The sequence below is a fragment of the Janthinobacterium sp. FW305-129 genome (genome assembly GCF_020858115.1).
Taxonomy (GTDB): Bacteria; Pseudomonadota; Gammaproteobacteria; order Burkholderiales; family Burkholderiaceae_D; genus Janthinobacterium.
In genome coordinates this window covers 94784-111444 of the sequence record NZ_JACYMM010000011.1, presented here as the reverse complement: position 1 = coordinate 111444, position 16661 = coordinate 94784, and the positions used below count along the sequence as shown (strand labels likewise).

Below are 16661 nucleotides of genomic sequence, written 5' to 3'. Positions count from 1 at the left end.
TGCATAGCATCCGGTTCTGTTTGTCATAAATTCACACTAATTTCCCGAGGATTACTTAGCGGCGTGACGAGGAAAGCAGCAGGCCGAACAGCACGCCCACGACGGCGCCCGCGCCTACGGCTTTCCATGGATTGTCCTGCACGTATTCATCGGTGGCCTTGGCCGCCTTCTTGGTGCGTTCGAGCAAGTCTTCTTCCAGCTTGATCAAGTCTTTCTTGGCCGTTTCCAGGGTGGCGATGAACTTGTCCTTGACGGCTTTGACATTCTCGCCCGTCTGATCCTTGGCGCCATCGAGCCAGCCTTCCGCTTCATTGATGACGTTTTTCAGGTCGCCGACCAGTTTGTCGCGGGCCTTGTCGGCGTCCGCGAGAACGCTGTCGTTGCTGGATTTGCCGGTATGTATCGAGCTCATGTATTACCTCATGGAAGTGAAACTGCACAGTGAAATACCAGTGTAGGCAGCTGCGGCCAGGCTTGTCTTGCGCCGCCTCAAGGGCTGCAGCGGCGCAAGGATCATTACTTAACGGAAAGCAAAGTCCAGCACCACGCCCGCAAACACCGCCGCTCCTAGCCAGTTATTATGCCGGAATGCCGCAAAACACGGCATACGCTCGCGTGCGCGGATCAGGGTGTAGTGATAAACGGCGCAACCGGCCGCCACCAGCAAGCCCGCGACGAACCAGTAGCGCAAGCCCAGATACCAGCCGCATGCCAGCCACAGCAGCAGAAAAACCGCATAGCAGAACATGACGATGGCCACGTCGTAGCGGCCAAAGGTGATGGCCGAGGTCTTGATGCCGATCTTTAAATCGTCGTCGCGGTCGACCATCGCGTATTCCGTATCGTAGGCCACGGCCCAGAAGACATTGCCCAGCAGCAGCAGCCAGGCCACGACGGGCACGGAATCCGTGATGGCGGCAAAGCCCATGGGTATGCCGAAGCCGAAGGCGATGCCGAGATAGGCTTGCGGAATCGCAAAGAAACGCTTGAAGTACGGGTAGGTGCCGGCGATGATGACGGCGGCTACCGACAGTTGCTTGGTCAGCGCATTCAGGGGCAGGATCAGGCAGAAGGCCAGCACGGTGAGCACGCCGGCCACGGCCAGCGCTTCCTTGCCGCTGATGCGTCCGCTGGTGATGGGACGCTCGGCCGTGCGCTTGACGAATTTGTCGATATCCTGGTCCGCGTAATCGTTGATGGCGCAGCCGGCCGAGCGCATCAGGAAAGTACCGAGGGTAAAAATGAGCAGCAGCCGCCAGTCCGGCACGCCCTGCTGCGCCAGCCACAGCGCGCACAGGGTAGGCCACAGCAGCAATACGGTGCCGATAGGCTTGTCCAGCCGTATCAGGCGGAAATACAGCGCCAGCTTGTTCATGGAAGACTCGATCTTGTTGAAGAGAAAGGTCGATTATCGCAAATAGTATGTAAATGTACTATTCGTCGTCTTCGCACAAGGGGGTGATGCCAGGCAAGTTGCAGCTGGCGATGGCCGCGCACAGGGCATCGATGGCCGCCTTGCGCGTAAAACTCTTGCGCCACAGCATCACCACCCGGCGCGACGGCACCGGGGCGGCGAAGGGCCGGTATTCGAGCATGCCGTCGGTGGCGTGCATATTGGCGACCGAGGCGCGCGGCAAGACCGTCAGGCCGATGCCGCTGGCCACCATGTGGCGAATGGTTTCCAGCGAGGAACCTTCAAACGTGCGCTGCATGCCGTTGCCGGGCGAAGAAAAACGCGCCATTTCGGGGCACACTTCCAGTACCTGGTCGCGGAAGCAGTGGCCATTGCCCAGCAGCAGCATGGTTTCCGATTTCAGGTCCTGGGCGGCGATTTTTTCGCGCGCCGTCCACGGATGCTGGCGCGGCATGGCCACGACGAACGGTTCGTCATACAGTTCCTGCATGGCCATGCCGTGGTCGGGCAGGGGCAGGGCCATGATGGCCACGTCCAGTTCGCCCTGGCGCAGCAATTCGAGCAGGCGAACCGTGAAGTTTTCCTGCAAGATCAAAGGCATCTGCGGCACCTGGTCTATCATGGCCTTGACCAGCGGCGGCAGCAGGTAGGGGCCGATCGTGTAGATCACGCCCAGGCGCAGGGGGCCGGCCAGCGGGTCCTTGTTTTGCTTGGCGAGTTCCTTGATGGCGGCCGTCTGTTCCAGCACGCGCTCGGCTTGCGCAATGATCTGCGCGCCCAGGGGCGTGACGGAGATTTCCGCGCCGCCCCGTTCGAACAGGACCACGCCCAATTCGTCTTCGAGTTTCTTGATGGCCACTGACAGGGTGGGCTGGGCAACGAAACAGGCTTCGGCGGCATGGCCGAAGTGCTTCGCTCGCGCGACTGCAACGATATATTTCAGTTCAGTCAGTGTCATAGGTTGATTGAAACACAGGAAGTACTTACTTGCAATGAATGAAAGGTGGCGCAAACGTGAAACTGTGGCGCCGATGGCGTATTGTAGCGGATCGCCCCCTATAATGCGGGAGCGGGCGGCGGAGGGAGAGGGCGATGGATGTGCACATACAGTCGCTGGAAGCGGCGATCAATTACTGGCGTGCCCGGCAACCGGCGCGCGGCAATGAATATGCGCTGTCGGCTCCCGTCAGCCGCCTGGCCGGCGTGTATGCGCTGATGATTTACTACCGGCAAGATTGCATCGCTGAACAGGGCCTGGAACCGGCCGTTCTGGCCCTGATCGATGCCTGGCGCCGGGATGCCGGCGGCATCCAAGGCGATAGCCACGCCTGAGCGTGACCGTATCGTGACCCTATTTAACCCAACAAGAGATATCCATGCCTGATTTTGAAAACAAACTGTGCGGCCGTGACGAATTGCGCGCCCGCGCCGCGGCCCTGCCGAAACCGGTGGTGGTGACGAACGGCGTGTTCGACATCCTGCACCGCGGCCACGTGACGTATCTGGCGCAGGCGCGCGCGCTCGGCGCCTCGCTGATCGTTGCCGTGAATACTGATGCTTCGGTGAAACGCCTGGGCAAGGGCGACGACCGTCCCCTGAACAGCTGCGAAGACCGCATGGCCGTGCTGGCCGCGCTGGAAGCGGTGAGCCTGGTCGTGCCGTTCTCGGAAGACAGCGCCCTGGAAGTGGTGCAGGAGATCGAGCCGGAAATCTACGCCAAGGGCGGCGACTACGACATGGCGGCCATTCCCGAAGGGCGCGCCGTGCTGGCGTATGGCGGCCAGGCCGTGGCCATCGATTTCGAGCACGACCGCTCGACCACCAAGCTGTTGACGAAAGTGCGCACGCAGCAGGGCTGAGGAGCGCCGTCAATCGCCGTCAATGTTTCCATACAGATAAAAAGACGTTACTATGAGAACTGCCAGGGCTGCGACTTCGTTTCGACAGACCCAGCACGTTACACCGTCTGATATGCATTGCTTGTCATAGAAAATACATGGATCATAAAACTTCTGGGGATTGGCCGCTGCCCTCCGGCACCTGGTACGTCGATGACGCGGGCGCGTGGAGCATGCAGCGCAGCGCGGACGGCCAGAACGTCTCGCCCTTGGTGAGCCAGGCCGATATCGGCAAGCTGATGCTCGCGCGGCGCCTGCCCGCGGCCGCTGGCGAACCCGTGCGGCAGTTTCCGCCCGAATTTGCGTTCGACCCCGCCTCGGGCGTGGCCTTGCAAGTACCGCCCGAGGCGGCCGCCACGCCGCCCTGGGTGGCTCCCTACGGCGCGCATCCCGTCAGCGACGTGCCGCCAGCCGGCCCGGCCGGCTTGCGCCAGGCCAGCGTACCGCTGAAGCTGGCCGACCAGCGCGCGCGCGAAGAGCATGCGCAGGCCGACGCCTCGCTGCCCATGCCGCCACCGGGCGAATACGAATTCTTTTCCGCCCAGTTTGGCACCAGCGCTGCCGCGCTGCTGGCGCTCGACCCGCGCAAGGCCGTCTTGCACGCCTGGCTGCCCGCCTCGAAACGCTGGCTGGCGCTGGACCCCGACTATGGCGGCTTGCTGGCCGAATCGGACCTGGCCCACGGCGCCTGGCGCGCCGAACTGGTGCCTGACTTCAATAGCGTGCTGGTCTTGCCGACCAGCCATGGCCTGGCCTGCATCCGTCCCGACGTGCCCTCGCTGAGCTACGTGGTCGAGCACGTGGGCGGCGCGCCGTGCGTGGCCGCGCCCGTCTGGTTCCAGAACCGCCTGTGGGCACCGCTGCGCGACGACGATGGCCGCATCCGCTTCGTCAACCTTGATGCGGCGCAAAAGCCGGGCAGCGACGTGCTGCTCGACGGCCTGTTTGACCTGGGCACCGTCGGCGCGCCCGTCGCCTACAACCGCATGGCCGTGTGGCCCTGCGCCAACGGCCAGCTCCGGCTGCAGCTGCAGCCGGACGGCAACGTGGCCGCTTCATTTACGCCCTGGCCCGAAGGACTGGTGCCGCATTTCGAATTCGGCAGCCCGTACGTGTCGCGCGACGGCGGCCTGTGGCAGCTGTGCTTCGAGCGTAGCCGCGGCACCTATGTCTACGTGAAACTGGGCGCGCAGTCCGAACGGGCCGATGCGCTGGCGCCGCGCCTGTGCTCGGGCAGCTTCAATTACCGCTTCGCCACCAAGCTGAAAACGGCGCCGTGGGAAGAGCCGGAACACGGCGACGATGGCGGCAAGAACCAGGCTGTCATGCCGCTGCTGGAATCCGCTGCGGGCAACAGCGTGTTCGGCGTCAAGTTCGCCACCAGCGCCGGCCTGTCGAGCGTGCTGCGCTCGAGCGAGCGCCTGGCGGCCCAGCTGGTGCAGGACGATGAATTGCGCGAAAACGTGTTTCATACGTTCGCCGTCAGCGAGCCGTGGCGCGTGCGCCTGTTTGTGCATGAAGGCATGCTGTGGGCTTATCACCCGCTGCTGTCGCGTATCGATGGCTGGGCTTTGCAGGCATGAAGGCGCGCTTACTGACCGTGGCTTGCGCCGCGTTTTTCAGCGCTGCCGCCGCGCACGCGGCCGGCATCCAGCAAGCGTTTCTCGTGCAAAACTCGGGCTGGATGGAGCCGTTCTACACGGATGAACATTCGCAATTGAAAGCCCTCGTGGGCGCCGTGGCGCAGGCCGCCACAAACCCGTCCGACAAGGTCTACACGCTGGCTTTCAGCCAGAGCAGCGGCAGCAATGTGTCGCCGTCGCTGATCGGGCAAGGGCAGGGCGGCGCCGGCGTGGCGGGCCAGCTGGCCAGCCTGGGCCTGGCGCGCAAGGGCGCCGGCGGCGCGCTGGCCGACACGGATTTCCAGGAAGCCGTCACCAAGACCATCACGGGGCCGTTCCAGTCCGCGTCCGGCATCGTGTGGATTTTTACGAATAACAAGAACAGTCCGAACAACGATAGCCAGACGGCCGAGCGCAACCGCGACTTTTACCGCTTGCTGCATCTGGAACCGTCGATCACCAAGACGGTGGTGTTTCCGCTGCGCATGCCCGTGCAGGGCAAGCTGTACAGCGCCAAGGGCTTGATGGTGTATGCGCTCGCCTACGGCCAGCCGGCGTCCGAGGCGTTGACCCGCATCCTGGCCGAAGGCCGGCTGTCGCAAGTGCTGACGCGCCCGCCCGCGCGATTGAAACCGGTGGACCAGGATGCCGTGCGCATCGTGCCCCAGTCCGTCAAGAACAGTGCCAATGTGCACGCCAGCCTGGGCCGCGACGGGCGCACCATCGTGCTCGACGTCGATGCGGCAAACCTGGTGCCGCAAGTGGTGCTGCAGGCGTCGCTGCAAAACATGTTTTTCCCGTACGTGATCGACAGCGCCAGGGTGCACGCCAGCCTGGCCGGCCAGAACGCGCCGCTGCACGTTGCGCCAGATCAAATCCGCCAGCTGCAGCCGGGCGCCAGCCAGTCCGTGCAGGTACAGTTTGCGTTGCCGATGGCGCAGATTCCATCGCCGTGGTCGGCGCAGGCGATTGCCGCCATGGGCAAGCAAGTGATGCTGCCCATGCAGGCGCAGGTGGGCCTGTCGCAACAGCGGCTGGCGCTGGCGTCCAGCTTCGGCAAGGATTTGCAGGAACTGTTCCCCGGCGACCCGATTTCCGGCATGTTCACGCCGCCCGACAGCGTGCGCGCCTCGCAGGCAACGATCCCGCTGCTGGTGCGCATCCAGTATCCGCTCCTGCCCGTGCTGGTGATACTCGGCGGCGTGCTGGCGCTCGTGCTGGGCTTGCTGGCGCTGGGTTTTGCCGGCACGCGCGCCACGCGCTACAAGGTGATGGCCGATGGCGTGCAGCGGCAAGTGTTATTAAAACCGTTCAAAAGCGTGCAGATCCGCGATGATGACGGCCGCGATATTGGCGAACTCAAGCGCGGCCTGGGCAAGCCGGCCGTCGTGCGCGTGGCCGAAGGCCATACCCTGAGCCTGGCCTGAGCAACCATTCTTTAAAAAACCTTCTATTCAACTGAGGCATACCATGGCGCAAGAGACTCCCAAAGACAACAGCGGTTTTACCCTGCCGGCCCCCGCATCCGCGCCGCCGGCCGCAGACGCACCGGCGGCCAGTGCAGCCACCACGGCCACGACCGAAGCCGCGCCCGCGCTCGATCCTGTCAGCACGACCGATACCTCGTCGCGCGACACCCTGGTCGGCGGCGTCGTGCTGTTGCTGCTGTTCATCGCCTTTTTCTTTGCCAAGAATGCCTATGCGAATGGCCTGGTAGCCAAGCGCGTGCCGCCGAACAAGGCCAATGCCTCGGGCTGGTGGCTGTTCATCTTCCTGGCCAGCCTGGCGACCGGTGTCGTGCTGGCCGCCGTGAACGCGCATAAATTCCTCGCGCCACTGTTCATGGGACCGCTGGTGCTGGTGGGCCTCGTAGCGTTGCTGTTGACGTTCACCTCCAGCCGCCGCTAAGCGGCAACACGTTTCATCCAAGGAATCACCATGGCAGAGAACCTGAACCAAACCATCACCGGCGGCGCCAGCGAGCGCAAGCAGGACAAGATCATCGAACTGCGCCCGACCCTGTTCATCGGCATCGGCGGCACGGGCATGCAGGTGCTGATGCGCGTGCGCCGGCGCATCCTCAACACCCTGTGGGGCGGCGCGGGCAACCGCACGCGCATCGAGGGGCTGGCCGATTTTCCCATCGCGCAATTCATCCATTTCGACCTCGACAATGGCGCCGTGATCGAAAGCGGCGAGTCGCAGGCGAAGGACTTGCAGTTCGACCAGGTGAAGTTCACGGACGATGACAAGGTGGTCGAATCGTTCGACATGGACAAGTACAGCCGTGATGAAGATTCCTTGGAGAAATATCCGCACATCAAGGAATGGTTGCCGCTGACGCCGCAGCGCATCCGCGAGCTGCGTTTCGACATGAGCAGCGGCGCCGGGCAGATCCGCGCCGTGTCGCGCCTGTATTTCTTCGACAAATACGCGAAGATCCGCGACAAGATCCGTTTGAAGCTGAAAGCGCTGAAGGCGGGCCTGTCGCACGAGCGCCAGCTGGCCGAACTGGGTTTGCGCATGGAAACGAACCGTTTCCGCATCGTCATCGTCGGTTCCGTGGCGGGCGGCACGGGTTCCGGTTCCTTCCTCGACATGGGCTTGCTGGCGCGCTGGCTGGCGCGCAGCGAAGTGGGCGCGGCCGACGTCGAGCTGATGCTGTTCTTGCCGACCGGCTACACCAAGGCCAACAAGGACAGGGTCGAGGCCAACGGCTATGCGGCGCTGATGGAGCTGGAATCGGCCATGATGGGCAACAAGGGCTATGTGGGCCGCTGGGATGCCTACGACCGTCCGGAGCTGACGCGCGAGCCGTACAGCGAGGTGTACCTGATTGATTCGGGCAATCTTGCCCAGCAGCACACCAAGGATGTCAGCGACGTCTACCACATGGTGGCCGACTCGCTGTTCGAGGATTTTGCCTCGGCCGACTTTGCCCGCGCCAAGCGCTCGATCGCCGTCAACCAGGCGCAGCACAAGAATTCGCTGTACAACGCGCCCGTGCCGCAAGACCGCTTCGGCGACATGCGTTTGTATTTCTCGAAGCGCTTTTCCTCGTTCGGCATGGCCGTGCTCGATACGCGCCAGGAAGCGGCGCGCGACGAGCGGGCCCACCGCTGGGCCGGCGCCATGCTGCAAGCATTCTTCGGCGTGGGCGGCACGGATGCGGGCGCCAACCGCGCCACGGATACGCAGCGCGATAATTTCCTCGCCGCCAATATGTTCCTGAAGGGCACGCCGTTCAGCGATTTCCCCGAATTTTCCGACAAAAGCATCGAACTGAAGCGCTCCAGCGGCGACTTCATCGATTTCCGCGTCGTCGACGAATTGCTGGAAGACCGCCACGGCCACTTGCTGGCCGGCGTGGAAAACCGGGTCAATACGCGCATCAACGATATCCGCACGGGTTTCGACCGCAGCGAATGGCCGGCGCAGGTGCGCGACGCCATGAAACACCTGGAACGCGACGCTGTGCGCGACCAGGATTCCACGGCCGACACGACGGAAGACCGCATCAGCAAGCGCCGCCGCGAAGTGCTCGACGACGTCAAGAAAGTCGTGCGCGACCAGCTGTATGGCTATCTTGACAATAAAGAATTCGGCGGCCTGGAATACGTGCTGTCGCTGGTGGAACAGATCAAGGACCGCATCGAGGCGCCGGGCAGCGGCTTGACGGCGCAGATCGGCAACAATGCCGAGCGCTACCGCGAAATCAAGGAAGCCGTGCGCTCGCGCGAATACGAGCGCCTGTTGAACAACCTGGAGCAGACGCGCAGCACCTTTGGTTTCCTCAGCAATGGCGAAAAGCAGGCGGGCGTGGTGATGGATCATCTGCGCACGGAAATGGCGAATGCCCTGAAATTCCATCTGCGGGCCAAGGCGGCGGACGAGTCCGTGCTGCTGCTGGGCGAACTGTCGCGCTGGCTGGGCAACCGGGTCGGCGTCGACGCGCAGGGCCGCGCGCAATGGAATGGCCTGGTGGGCGAACTGCAAACGGGCCGCGAAGGCGTGCTGGCCATGCTGGCGGAACTCAAAACGGCCAATACCATCCTGCAAAAAGACCTGGACAAGGAACACGCGACCCTGATCGTCATTCCCGTCACGGAAAAAGACATTGCGCTGCCCTCGGCGGCCACCTTGCGCCAGTGGGCCGATGAAGCGTTCAAGGACATGGGCGGCTCGAAAGCCCTGTTCCCCATGTTGGGCGAACCGGCGCAGCGCGGTTTGATCCTGGCCAAAGTCACGCGCATGGCCGAAAACATGATCGCCACGGCGGGCCTGGCGGAAGGGGCGACGAGCACGCCCGACCCCCTGTTCGAAGCGCTGGAGCAGATGGACGTGTCCGAACGCCTGGACCGCTTCCGCAAGCTGCTGGCCTGTTCCATGCCGTGGATCGACGCCAACATGGCGGGCGACTTCACGGTCGTGTCGGACCAGTTCAAGTGCGTGATCGGCGTGGCCAACGCGGCCGCCTTCAAGGCGAAATTCGGAGCCGAACTCGAATCGTGTGTGCCGACCCAGGTGGGCATCACGGTGAGCCAGCTGGAAATCGTCGAGACGGGCATCCGCGGGCGCGCCGTCTGCTATTGCGAGCTGGCCGGCGTGCCGATGACGGTGCTGCGCGGCCTGGAAGGCTGGCGCACCAGCTACCGCAAGGAAGGCGACAACGACAAGGCGCCGACGCATACGCATATTGATCCAACGCAATTTACGCACCCGATCGCGCCGAACACGGACGAGATGAAGCGCCTGGCGGAAGACTTCGGCGAATTCCTGCAAGCCATCATGCTGGGCGTGCTGACGCGCCACACGGGCAGAGTCGTGCCGCCGGGCCAGTACCAGTTTGCCGTCGAACCGGGCGACTTGCGCCGCATCGGCAACGAGCGGGCCATCCGCCAGAACGGCATGCCGGCCTCGTACGAGAAAAATATCGCTCTGCGCATCGAAGAAAAATTGACGGCGCTTGACGCCGTGCAGACGGCGGCCCTGGCCGCGCTGGCAAAATACTATGAACGCACGGTGTATGCGCCCAAGCTGGTGGCGCAGGCCGACGGCTCGCAGCTGCCCTACGTCGGCTTTGGCAGCGCCATTTCCGCCGAGGTGGGCGCGCGCCTGCGCGAGTCGGCGCGCCGCAAGGGCATGGCCAGCGATGAGCTCGACCGCACGGTGCAAGCCCTGCTGGGCCGCCTGAAGGAATGGGCGAACGTGATCGGCGACTCCGACGGCGACGCCTACGACTGGGAAGTGCGCGAGCCGGAAGCGGACGGCCAGCCGCGCCTGAAATACGCGATCAAGGGGGAAATGCTGGAAGCGGGCCGCCTGGAGCAATTGCTGCGCCCGGCCGGAACGGCCGCCGCTGCGGCTCCCGCCTTCGGCGTGGCGCCGCCACCGCTGGGGGGCATGCCGCCGCCCCTGGTGGAGTACCAGTATTTCTTGGGCATAAATGGCCAGCAGCAGGGGCCGTTCACGGCCCAGCAGATCGTGCAATACGTGCAGGCGGGGCAGGTTGTGCCGGCCACCACCAAGGTGTGGCGCGCCGGCTTGCCGGCCTGGGCCGACCTGGCCCAGTTCCCCGAGCTGGCGCCTTTGTTCCTCAGCGCGCCGCCACCGTTGATGCCGCCGCCTCTGTGAACGCTGGAATGACGTTGGAATGAAGGATTAGTTTTGGATATCTGCAACAAATGCAAGACGGGCCTGTGGACCGTTGTCAGCCATTGCCCGTACTGCGGGCAGGCGCAGGCTGGCGCGCGGCCGGCCGCGGCCGTGCCGCCGCCGCTGCCCGTGCCAGCGCCTGTGCCTGTGCCAGTATCACCGCCAGTGGCGCCCAAGCCGCCGCCCCAGCCTGTAACACCGGCGCCCGCGCCGAAAGCGCCACCTAAGCCGGCACCGGCACCGGCACCGGTTCCGGTGCCGCCGCAAGCTGCGCCGAAGCCCGTGCCGGTGCCTCCACCGGCGCCCGCACCGACAGTTCCGCCGCCGCCAGCGCGCAAGTGGCTGCGCTGGCTGGGCGCCGCCGCCGTGCTGGCGGCCGTCATCGTCTACATGAATGGCAAGCCGGGCGGCAAGAATGAATCGGCGTGCAATGACGCCATCGACAGCGGCTTGAAACTGGTGGCGAATGGCAGCCTGGACGGCGCCCGGCAGAAGCTGGCGACGGCGAAAAATGTGTGTACGGGCAAGTCGAGCGCCAAGGCCGACGATCTGCAGGCGGCGATCGGCAAGGCCGGTGCCGCATCCAGCGGCTGTCAGCGCGGCGTGCGCGCCATCGAGCGCAATATTGACGGCCATCAATTGCAAAGCGCCGCCAGGGGCATTGCCGGGCTCGACATCGATTGCGCGGGCGCTGCCAGCGTGGATTCCTTGCGCAAGCAGCTGGCGCGCCAGCAGGCGGCAGCCGCGTCCGTGCTGGTGGGCGTGCGCCAGGCGCTGGACGGCAAGGATGCGACGGCGGCAAGGAATGGCATCGCCAGGCTGGAAGCGATCGACCGCGAAGCGGTGGAATTGCCGCAGTTGAAGGCCGACGTGCAGGCGCTGTCGGCGGCCGCTATGGCTGCCCCCGCTCCTGTCTCTGCACCGGCCCCCGCACCTGCGGCACTGGAACCGGCGCCTGCGCGCGCGGTCGAACGTTCAGCGGTGGCCGAACGCCGTCCGCTGGAAACGGCGCCCGTCGATAGCGGCGCGGCCATGCGCAACGAGATGGCGCAATCGTTCTTGCGCGATGCCGAGCGTTCTTTGCTGGAGGGCAAGTTCGATGCGGCCAAGACGTATCTGGAAAGCGCGCGCCGCGTCGATCCGGGCAATGCGCGCATCGACAATCTGTCGCGCCGCATCCGCGAGCGCGAACGGCAAGTGCTGCAGACGGAAACAACGATCAATTAGTTATCAGGGGGCACCATGCTGAATCACACCACCTTGCGCGCCACCGCCGCGCTGACCATCGCGGCCCTGCTGGCCGGCTGCGCCACGGCGCCGATGAACCCGAACGGCGTGCGCCAGGACAGTTCCTATCCGCAAGGCGGAACCCAGGCGGGCACGGATGAGGATCCGTGCAGCGTGGGCACGTCGGCGGCGGCCGGCGCGGCCGTGGGTGCGCTGCTGGGGGCGCTGGCGGGCGGCAAGAATGGCGCGCTGAAGGGCGCGGCCATCGGCGGCGGCCTGGCGGCGGCCGGTTGCCTGGCCATCAATGTCAATTCGCGCCAGACCAAGACGGCGGCGCAGGCGGACCGCGACTACATCCGCGCCCGTGGAGCGCTGCCGCGCGAACCGCAAGTGGTGTCGTACACGCCGCAGCTGAGCGCATCGACCGTCAAGCGCGGCCAGCCGTTCAAGGTCAACTCCGTGGTGGAACTGGTCAACGGCAGCGCGCAAAGCGTCAACGACGTGCGCGAAGAGCTGGTGGTGCTCGATCCGCAAGGCCAGCCGTTCAAGTCCGGCTCGAAAGCCCTGGCCAGCAACAACAAATCGGGCGGGCGCTTCGAAAACTCGTTCGAGCTGACCTTGCCGCCCGGCGTGTCGCAAGGCGTATACGGCGTCAAGACGAATCTGTACGTGAATGGCAAGCTGGCCGCCACGCGCGACTTGCATACGCAGCTGGTGATGCTGGACGACAATAGCGGCGCGGCGCGGCAATTGGCGCAGCGGTAAAGGGAGATTGCAGGAGTATCAACATCTCATCCAGTCGTAGCGAGCGGCGATGATTTGTGGCCGAGAAGCGCAGCGCTACTTTAGTAGCGTGAGCATCGCCGGCCGCAAAGCGCGCCGCGCAGTAGACTGGGTGAGGTGTCAGCTACGCGCCGCCGGCGTAGCCATGCTGGCGCCAGGCTTCATACACGACGACGGCCACCGTATTCGATAAATTCAGGCTGCGGTTGTCCGGGCGCATGGGCAGGCGGATGCGTTGCTCTGCCGGAAAACCGTCGCGCAGGGCCGGATCGAGGCCTTTCGTCTCGGAACCGAACACGAACACGTCGCCCGGCAGGAAGGCCACGTCGCCGAACGGGCGCGAGCCGCGCGTGGTCATGGCGAACATGCGGGCCGGGTCGGGCTGGGTGTCGGCCAGGAAGGCTGCCCAATTCTTGTGCACCTTCATCTTGGCGTAATCGTGGTAATCGAGGCCGGCGCGTTTCATCTTGGCATCGTCGAGGGGAAAGCCCAGCGGTTCGACCAGGTGCAGCTGCGCGCCCGTGTTTGCGCACAGGCGGATGACGTTGCCCGTATTGGGCGGGATTTCAGGTTCTACCAAAACAACGTGAAACAAAATGCTCTCCTTGGTCTATCTCTAATATATACAGCGAATTTAATGCGGCGGCGTGCGCGCCACCACGAATATGCTGACTTTCGCCGCCCCTGCGCGCTTGCAGGCGGCCGCCAGCGCGTTGACGGTGTGGCCGCTGCTCATCACGTCGTCGACGATGCCGACATGGCATCCTGGCAATAACGGCGCATGGTCCGGCGCGATGGCGAACGCGTGCGCCAGGTTGGCTCGCCGCTCCTGCGGCGCCACGCCGCTTTGCGCCCGCGTTTCGCGCACGCGCAGCGCCAGGCGGGGCTGCAAAGGCACGTCCAGCAGGCGCGCCAGAGGCCGGGCAATTTCCAGCGCCTGATTAAAACCCCGTTCGGCCAGCCGGGCCGGGCCCAGCGGCACGGGGCACAGCAGTTCTGGCGCCTCCCACCCTTGTTGTTGCTGAATGGCAACATGCAGCAATTCTGCCAGCAGGGGCGCCAGCGCCAGGCGCGCGCCGAATTTCAGCTGCAGCAGCAACTGGTCGACGGGTGCCGCATAGTCGAACGCCGTGATCGTGGCGTCATACGCGGGCCGCTGGCGCAAACAGCGCCCGCACAGTTGAGCCACCTCAATGTCAGCGAGCGGATTGGCGCATTGGCGGCAGCGGTGGCGCAGTTGCCCGCGTCCTTGCCCCAGATACTGCGCGCGGCAAGGCGGGCACAGCATTTCCGGGCAGCCGATGCCGCACAGCGCGCACTGGGCCGGCAGCAGCGTGGCGCCCAGCCACAGCCGCAGCGCCTGCCAGGCGGCCTCAAGGCGGTGCCGGGTGGCCGTCCGCATCGCGATGGCGTTGTTCCATGTACACTGCCGACATTATCTCACCTCACCGGTTTCAACATGCCAGTTCCCGCCAATCCACCCAAAATGAGTGCGCCCATCGATGCGGTGCAAGTACGCGATTTCTTTTCCCGTCCCGCGCGCGTCGCGCCGTCGGATTTCCTGCGCCGCGAAGTGTCGGCACGCATGCACGAGCGCCTGGAGCTGGTGAAGATCGCTCCCCTGCGGGTGCTCGACGCCGGCTGCGGTCCGGGCGCGGACCTGGCGCAGTTGCACAAGGATTATCCCGCAGCGCAGATTATCGGTCTCGATGCAGCGCAAGCAATGATGCAGGCGGCGCGCGCGCCCGCGTCGAAACTGGCCAGCCTGAACCAGTTCCTCAGCAAGTTGCTGCCGGCCAAGGCGGGCGTGGATTTATTATGCGGCGACCTGGGCGACCTGCCGCTGGCGCAGGGCAGCATCGACCTCGTGTGGTCGAATCTGGCGCTGCACTGGCATGCCCAGCCCGACCGCGTATTTGCCGAATGGCGGCGCACGCTGCGCCTCGATGGCTTGCTGATGTTTTCCTGCTTCGGCCCCGATACCTTCCGCGAAGTGCGCGACGCGTTTGCCGAGGCCGATTTATATCCGCACGCCTTGCCTTTTGTTGACATGCACGACTTTGGCGACATGCTGGTCGAGACGGGCTTTTCCACGCCCGTGCTGGACATGGAGATCATCACCGTCACCTACGATACGGCGGAAAAACTGCTGGCGGACGTGCGCGCCTTCGGCGGCAACCCGCTCACCACGCGCCGGCGCGGCCTGATGGGCAAGGCGGCCTGGCGGCGCATGCTGGCCGCGCTGGAAAAGATGCGCCGTCCCGACGGCAAGCTGGGCCTGAGTTTCGAGATCATTTACGGCCACGCCTTCCGCCCCGCGCCGCGCGTGACGCGCAATGGCGAAGCGATCATCCGCTTTGACCTGCCGCGCAAGCCTAAATAAAAGGGCAAAGAAACCGACACTCGGTCGCCATCCGCGCATGGATGTTGCCGCAAGCGTTGCAAAGCGCGCGGCGGCCGGGAGCAGGGCGCGCACAAAGCCGATTATTGCTTGATGGATTCAAGTTTACTTGATTATAATCGTTGATTGTTTGTCAGCTTGTTAAGTAGAAAAAACAAGGGCTGCATACAAAATAAAAAAAACAAAGCGAGACTTATTCGAAGTTACTGCATTAGTATAGTAACCATCTTCCACACGAGGCCATTTCAAGGTGGGGAAGAAAAACAGGGTTCCAGCATGGTTGCGCGCCGCCGTTTTTGCTGCGGCATCCAGCATGGAATTCGCTGGTGCTTGACGCACATGGCCGCATTCCGGCCGTGTTGCTTTCATGGAGGAGCGGCAGCGGTCCAGTACGGAGAAATCCGCAGCCGTTTAAAATATCATTATTTTTGGGTGGTTGGGGAAAACATGACACATGCAAAGCGACTTCAATCGTTGCTGCTCGGGCTGTCTTTGACAGCGTTTGGCATCGGGCGATGGGCCACGGCGGCACCGGCTGCCAGCACCTATCCCGGCACCGGCGGTCCCGTGCCGTTCGAAATGAATCTGCAACCGCCGGCGACACAGATCGCCCATGAAATCTACGATTTGCACACCCTGATGATGATCATCTGCCTGGTGATCTTCGTGGCCGTGTTCGGCGTCATGTTCTATTCCATCTTCAAGCACCGCAAGTCCCTGGGCCACAAGCCGGCCACTTTCCACGAAAGCACCACCGTCGAGATCGCCTGGACCGTCGTGCCTTTCCTGATCGTCATCGGCATGGCCCTGCCTGCCACGCGCACCGTGGTCGGCATGAAAGACACCTCGAACGCCGACATCACCATCAAGGCCACCGGCATGCAGTGGAAATGGGGCTATGACTACCTGAAAGGCGAGGGCGAAGGCATTTCCTTCCTCTCCAACCTGGCCACGCCGCGTTCGCAAGTGGGTGCGCCAGGCGCGCCGCCGACGGAAAAACGGGGCGAAAACTACCTGATCGAAGTCGACAACGAAGTCGTCGTGCCGGTCAACAAGAAGATCCGCGTGGTGCTGACGGCCAACGACGTCATCCACGCCTGGTCCGTGCCCGCCTTCGGCGTCAAGCAGGATGCGATTCCCGGTTTCGTGCGCGACACCTGGTTCAAGGCCGACCATATCGGCACCTTCCGCGGCAATTGCGCCGAGCTGTGCGGCAAGGAACATGCGTTCATGCCCATCGTCGTCAAGGTCGTCTCTGCTGACGACTACAAGGCCTGGGTTGATGTAAAACAAAAGGAAATGGCGGCATTGGCTGATGATCCAAGCAAGGTGTGGACCATCGACGAATTGAAGGTCAAGGGCGAGAAAGTGTATGCGGCCAACTGCGTGGTCTGCCACCAGGCGACGGGCAAGGGCGTACCGGGGGCGTTTGCGCCGCTGGACGGCTCGGCCGTGGTGAACGGCCCGAAAGCGGATCAGATCCACGTCTTGCTGAACGGGCAAAAGAGCGGCAAGTATCCCGCTGAAATGCCAGCATGGAAACAGCTGTCCGACACGGAAATTGCCGCAGTGATCACTTACACGCGCAATTCCTGGTCGAACAAGGCCGCAGAGAACATCGTTCAACCAGCCGAAGTCGTGGCTGCACGCAAGTAATTAGG

General features: G+C 63.8%; 16 protein-coding genes. 10 read left to right on the top strand and 6 right to left on the bottom strand.

The genetic code is table 11. The features are described from left to right. Positions 1–55: 55 nt before the first annotated feature. The 3 genes from IGS61_RS21725 to IGS61_RS21715 all read right to left on the bottom strand — a co-directional run bounded on the left by IGS61_RS21725 (position 56) and on the right by IGS61_RS21715 (position 2372). Positions 56–412 (bottom strand): glycine zipper domain-containing protein, encoded by a 357-nt coding sequence (locus IGS61_RS21725; protein WP_230541532.1) that lies wholly within the window; start codon positions 410–412, stop codon positions 56–58. Between the two features lie 108 nt (positions 413–520). Continuing rightward, positions 521–1375: a 4-hydroxybenzoate octaprenyltransferase gene (ubiA, locus tag IGS61_RS21720; protein ID WP_230541531.1), complete on the bottom strand. Its 855-nt coding sequence runs from the start codon at positions 1373–1375 to the stop codon at positions 521–523. Positions 1376–1433: 58 nt separating this feature from the next. Next, complete coding sequence (locus IGS61_RS21715; RefSeq protein ID WP_230541530.1) at positions 1434–2372, bottom strand: hydrogen peroxide-inducible genes activator; 939 nt, start codon at positions 2370–2372, stop codon at positions 1434–1436. Positions 2373–2506: 134 nt separating this feature from the next. On the opposite strand from IGS61_RS21715, the gene IGS61_RS21710 reads away from it, so the two are divergent. From IGS61_RS21710 to IGS61_RS21675, 8 genes are all read left to right on the top strand, one after another. Beyond that, positions 2507–2746, top strand: a complete 240-nt coding sequence (locus IGS61_RS21710) for a DUF3717 domain-containing protein (RefSeq protein ID WP_230541529.1) — start codon at positions 2507–2509, stop codon at positions 2744–2746. Between the two features lie 44 nt (positions 2747–2790). Then, positions 2791–3273 (top strand): D-glycero-beta-D-manno-heptose 1-phosphate adenylyltransferase, encoded by a 483-nt coding sequence (gene rfaE2, locus IGS61_RS21705; RefSeq protein WP_230541528.1) that lies wholly within the window; start codon positions 2791–2793, stop codon positions 3271–3273. 137 nt (positions 3274–3410) lie between these two features. Beyond that, positions 3411–4895, top strand: a complete 1485-nt coding sequence (locus IGS61_RS21700; RefSeq protein ID WP_230541527.1) for a hypothetical protein — start codon at positions 3411–3413, stop codon at positions 4893–4895. Continuing rightward, positions 4892–6361, top strand: a complete 1470-nt coding sequence (locus IGS61_RS21695; RefSeq protein ID WP_230541526.1) for a hypothetical protein — start codon at positions 4892–4894, stop codon at positions 6359–6361. The genes IGS61_RS21700 and IGS61_RS21695 overlap by 4 nt, the downstream gene beginning before the upstream one ends. A 43-nt stretch (positions 6362–6404) precedes the next feature. Further along, entirely contained in the window at positions 6405–6842 is a 438-nt protein-coding gene (locus IGS61_RS21690) for a hypothetical protein (RefSeq protein WP_077399709.1), read from the top strand. Between the two features lie 30 nt (positions 6843–6872). Continuing rightward, positions 6873–10568, top strand: a complete 3696-nt coding sequence (locus IGS61_RS21685; RefSeq protein WP_230541525.1) for a tubulin-like doman-containing protein — start codon at positions 6873–6875, stop codon at positions 10566–10568. 303 nt (positions 10569–10871) lie between these two features. Continuing rightward, positions 10872–11816: a hypothetical protein gene (locus tag IGS61_RS21680; protein ID WP_230541524.1), complete on the top strand. Its 945-nt coding sequence runs from the start codon at positions 10872–10874 to the stop codon at positions 11814–11816. Between the two features lie 15 nt (positions 11817–11831). After that, positions 11832–12581, top strand: a complete 750-nt coding sequence (locus tag IGS61_RS21675; RefSeq protein ID WP_230541523.1) for a hypothetical protein — start codon at positions 11832–11834, stop codon at positions 12579–12581. A 142-nt stretch (positions 12582–12723) separates the two neighbouring features. Here the strand turns inward: IGS61_RS21675 and trmL are convergent, their stop codons facing one another. Together trmL and IGS61_RS21665 are read right to left on the bottom strand one after the other, a co-directional pair. After that, positions 12724–13194: a tRNA (uridine(34)/cytosine(34)/5-carboxymethylaminomethyluridine(34)-2'-O)-methyltransferase TrmL gene (gene trmL, locus IGS61_RS21670; protein ID WP_070222564.1), complete on the bottom strand. Its 471-nt coding sequence runs from the start codon at positions 13192–13194 to the stop codon at positions 12724–12726. 39 nt (positions 13195–13233) lie between these two features. Then, positions 13234–14001, bottom strand: a complete 768-nt coding sequence (locus IGS61_RS21665; protein WP_230541522.1) for a ComF family protein — start codon at positions 13999–14001, stop codon at positions 13234–13236. Positions 14002–14085: 84 nt separating this feature from the next. Between IGS61_RS21665 and IGS61_RS21660 the strand changes: the two genes are divergently transcribed. After that, complete coding sequence (locus IGS61_RS21660; protein WP_230541521.1) at positions 14086–14982, top strand: methyltransferase domain-containing protein; 897 nt, start codon at positions 14086–14088, stop codon at positions 14980–14982. A 159-nt stretch (positions 14983–15141) separates the two neighbouring features. Here the strand turns inward: IGS61_RS21660 and IGS61_RS21655 are convergent, their stop codons facing one another. Beyond that, positions 15142–15369 (bottom strand): hypothetical protein, encoded by a 228-nt coding sequence (locus IGS61_RS21655; RefSeq protein WP_230541520.1) that lies wholly within the window; start codon positions 15367–15369, stop codon positions 15142–15144. A gap of 78 nt (positions 15370–15447) precedes the next feature. Here IGS61_RS21655 and coxB point away from each other — a divergent pair, with 78 nt between their 5' ends. Further along, entirely contained in the window at positions 15448–16656 is a 1209-nt protein-coding gene (coxB, locus tag IGS61_RS21650) for a cytochrome c oxidase subunit II (protein WP_230541519.1), read from the top strand. Positions 16657–16661 lie beyond the last annotated feature (5 nt).

What these genes read in the sequence shown, in the direction of transcription:
- IGS61_RS21725 (WP_230541532.1), bottom strand. Translation starts at nt 412, where the DNA reads ATGAGCTCGATACATACCGGCAAATCCAGCAACGACAGCGTTCTCGCG.
- ubiA (WP_230541531.1), bottom strand. Translation starts at nt 1,375, where the DNA reads ATGAACAAGCTGGCGCTGTATTTCCGCCTGATACGGCTGGACAAGCCT.
- IGS61_RS21715 (WP_230541530.1), bottom strand. Translation starts at nt 2,372, where the DNA reads ATGACACTGACTGAACTGAAATATATCGTTGCAGTCGCGCGAGCGAAG.
- IGS61_RS21710 (WP_230541529.1), top strand. Translation starts at nt 2,507, where the DNA reads ATGGATGTGCACATACAGTCGCTGGAAGCGGCGATCAATTACTGGCGT.
- rfaE2 (WP_230541528.1), top strand. Translation starts at nt 2,791, where the DNA reads ATGCCTGATTTTGAAAACAAACTGTGCGGCCGTGACGAATTGCGCGCC.
- IGS61_RS21700 (WP_230541527.1), top strand. Translation starts at nt 3,411, where the DNA reads ATGGATCATAAAACTTCTGGGGATTGGCCGCTGCCCTCCGGCACCTGG.
- IGS61_RS21695 (WP_230541526.1), top strand. Translation starts at nt 4,892, where the DNA reads ATGAAGGCGCGCTTACTGACCGTGGCTTGCGCCGCGTTTTTCAGCGCT.
- IGS61_RS21690 (WP_077399709.1), top strand. Translation starts at nt 6,405, where the DNA reads ATGGCGCAAGAGACTCCCAAAGACAACAGCGGTTTTACCCTGCCGGCC.
- IGS61_RS21685 (WP_230541525.1), top strand. Translation starts at nt 6,873, where the DNA reads ATGGCAGAGAACCTGAACCAAACCATCACCGGCGGCGCCAGCGAGCGC.
- IGS61_RS21675 (WP_230541523.1), top strand. Translation starts at nt 11,832, where the DNA reads ATGCTGAATCACACCACCTTGCGCGCCACCGCCGCGCTGACCATCGCG.
- IGS61_RS21665 (WP_230541522.1), bottom strand. Translation starts at nt 14,001, where the DNA reads ATGCGGACGGCCACCCGGCACCGCCTTGAGGCCGCCTGGCAGGCGCTG.
- IGS61_RS21660 (WP_230541521.1), top strand. Translation starts at nt 14,086, where the DNA reads ATGAGTGCGCCCATCGATGCGGTGCAAGTACGCGATTTCTTTTCCCGT.
- IGS61_RS21655 (WP_230541520.1), bottom strand. Translation starts at nt 15,369, where the DNA reads ATGAAAGCAACACGGCCGGAATGCGGCCATGTGCGTCAAGCACCAGCG.
- coxB (WP_230541519.1), top strand. Translation starts at nt 15,448, where the DNA reads ATGACACATGCAAAGCGACTTCAATCGTTGCTGCTCGGGCTGTCTTTG.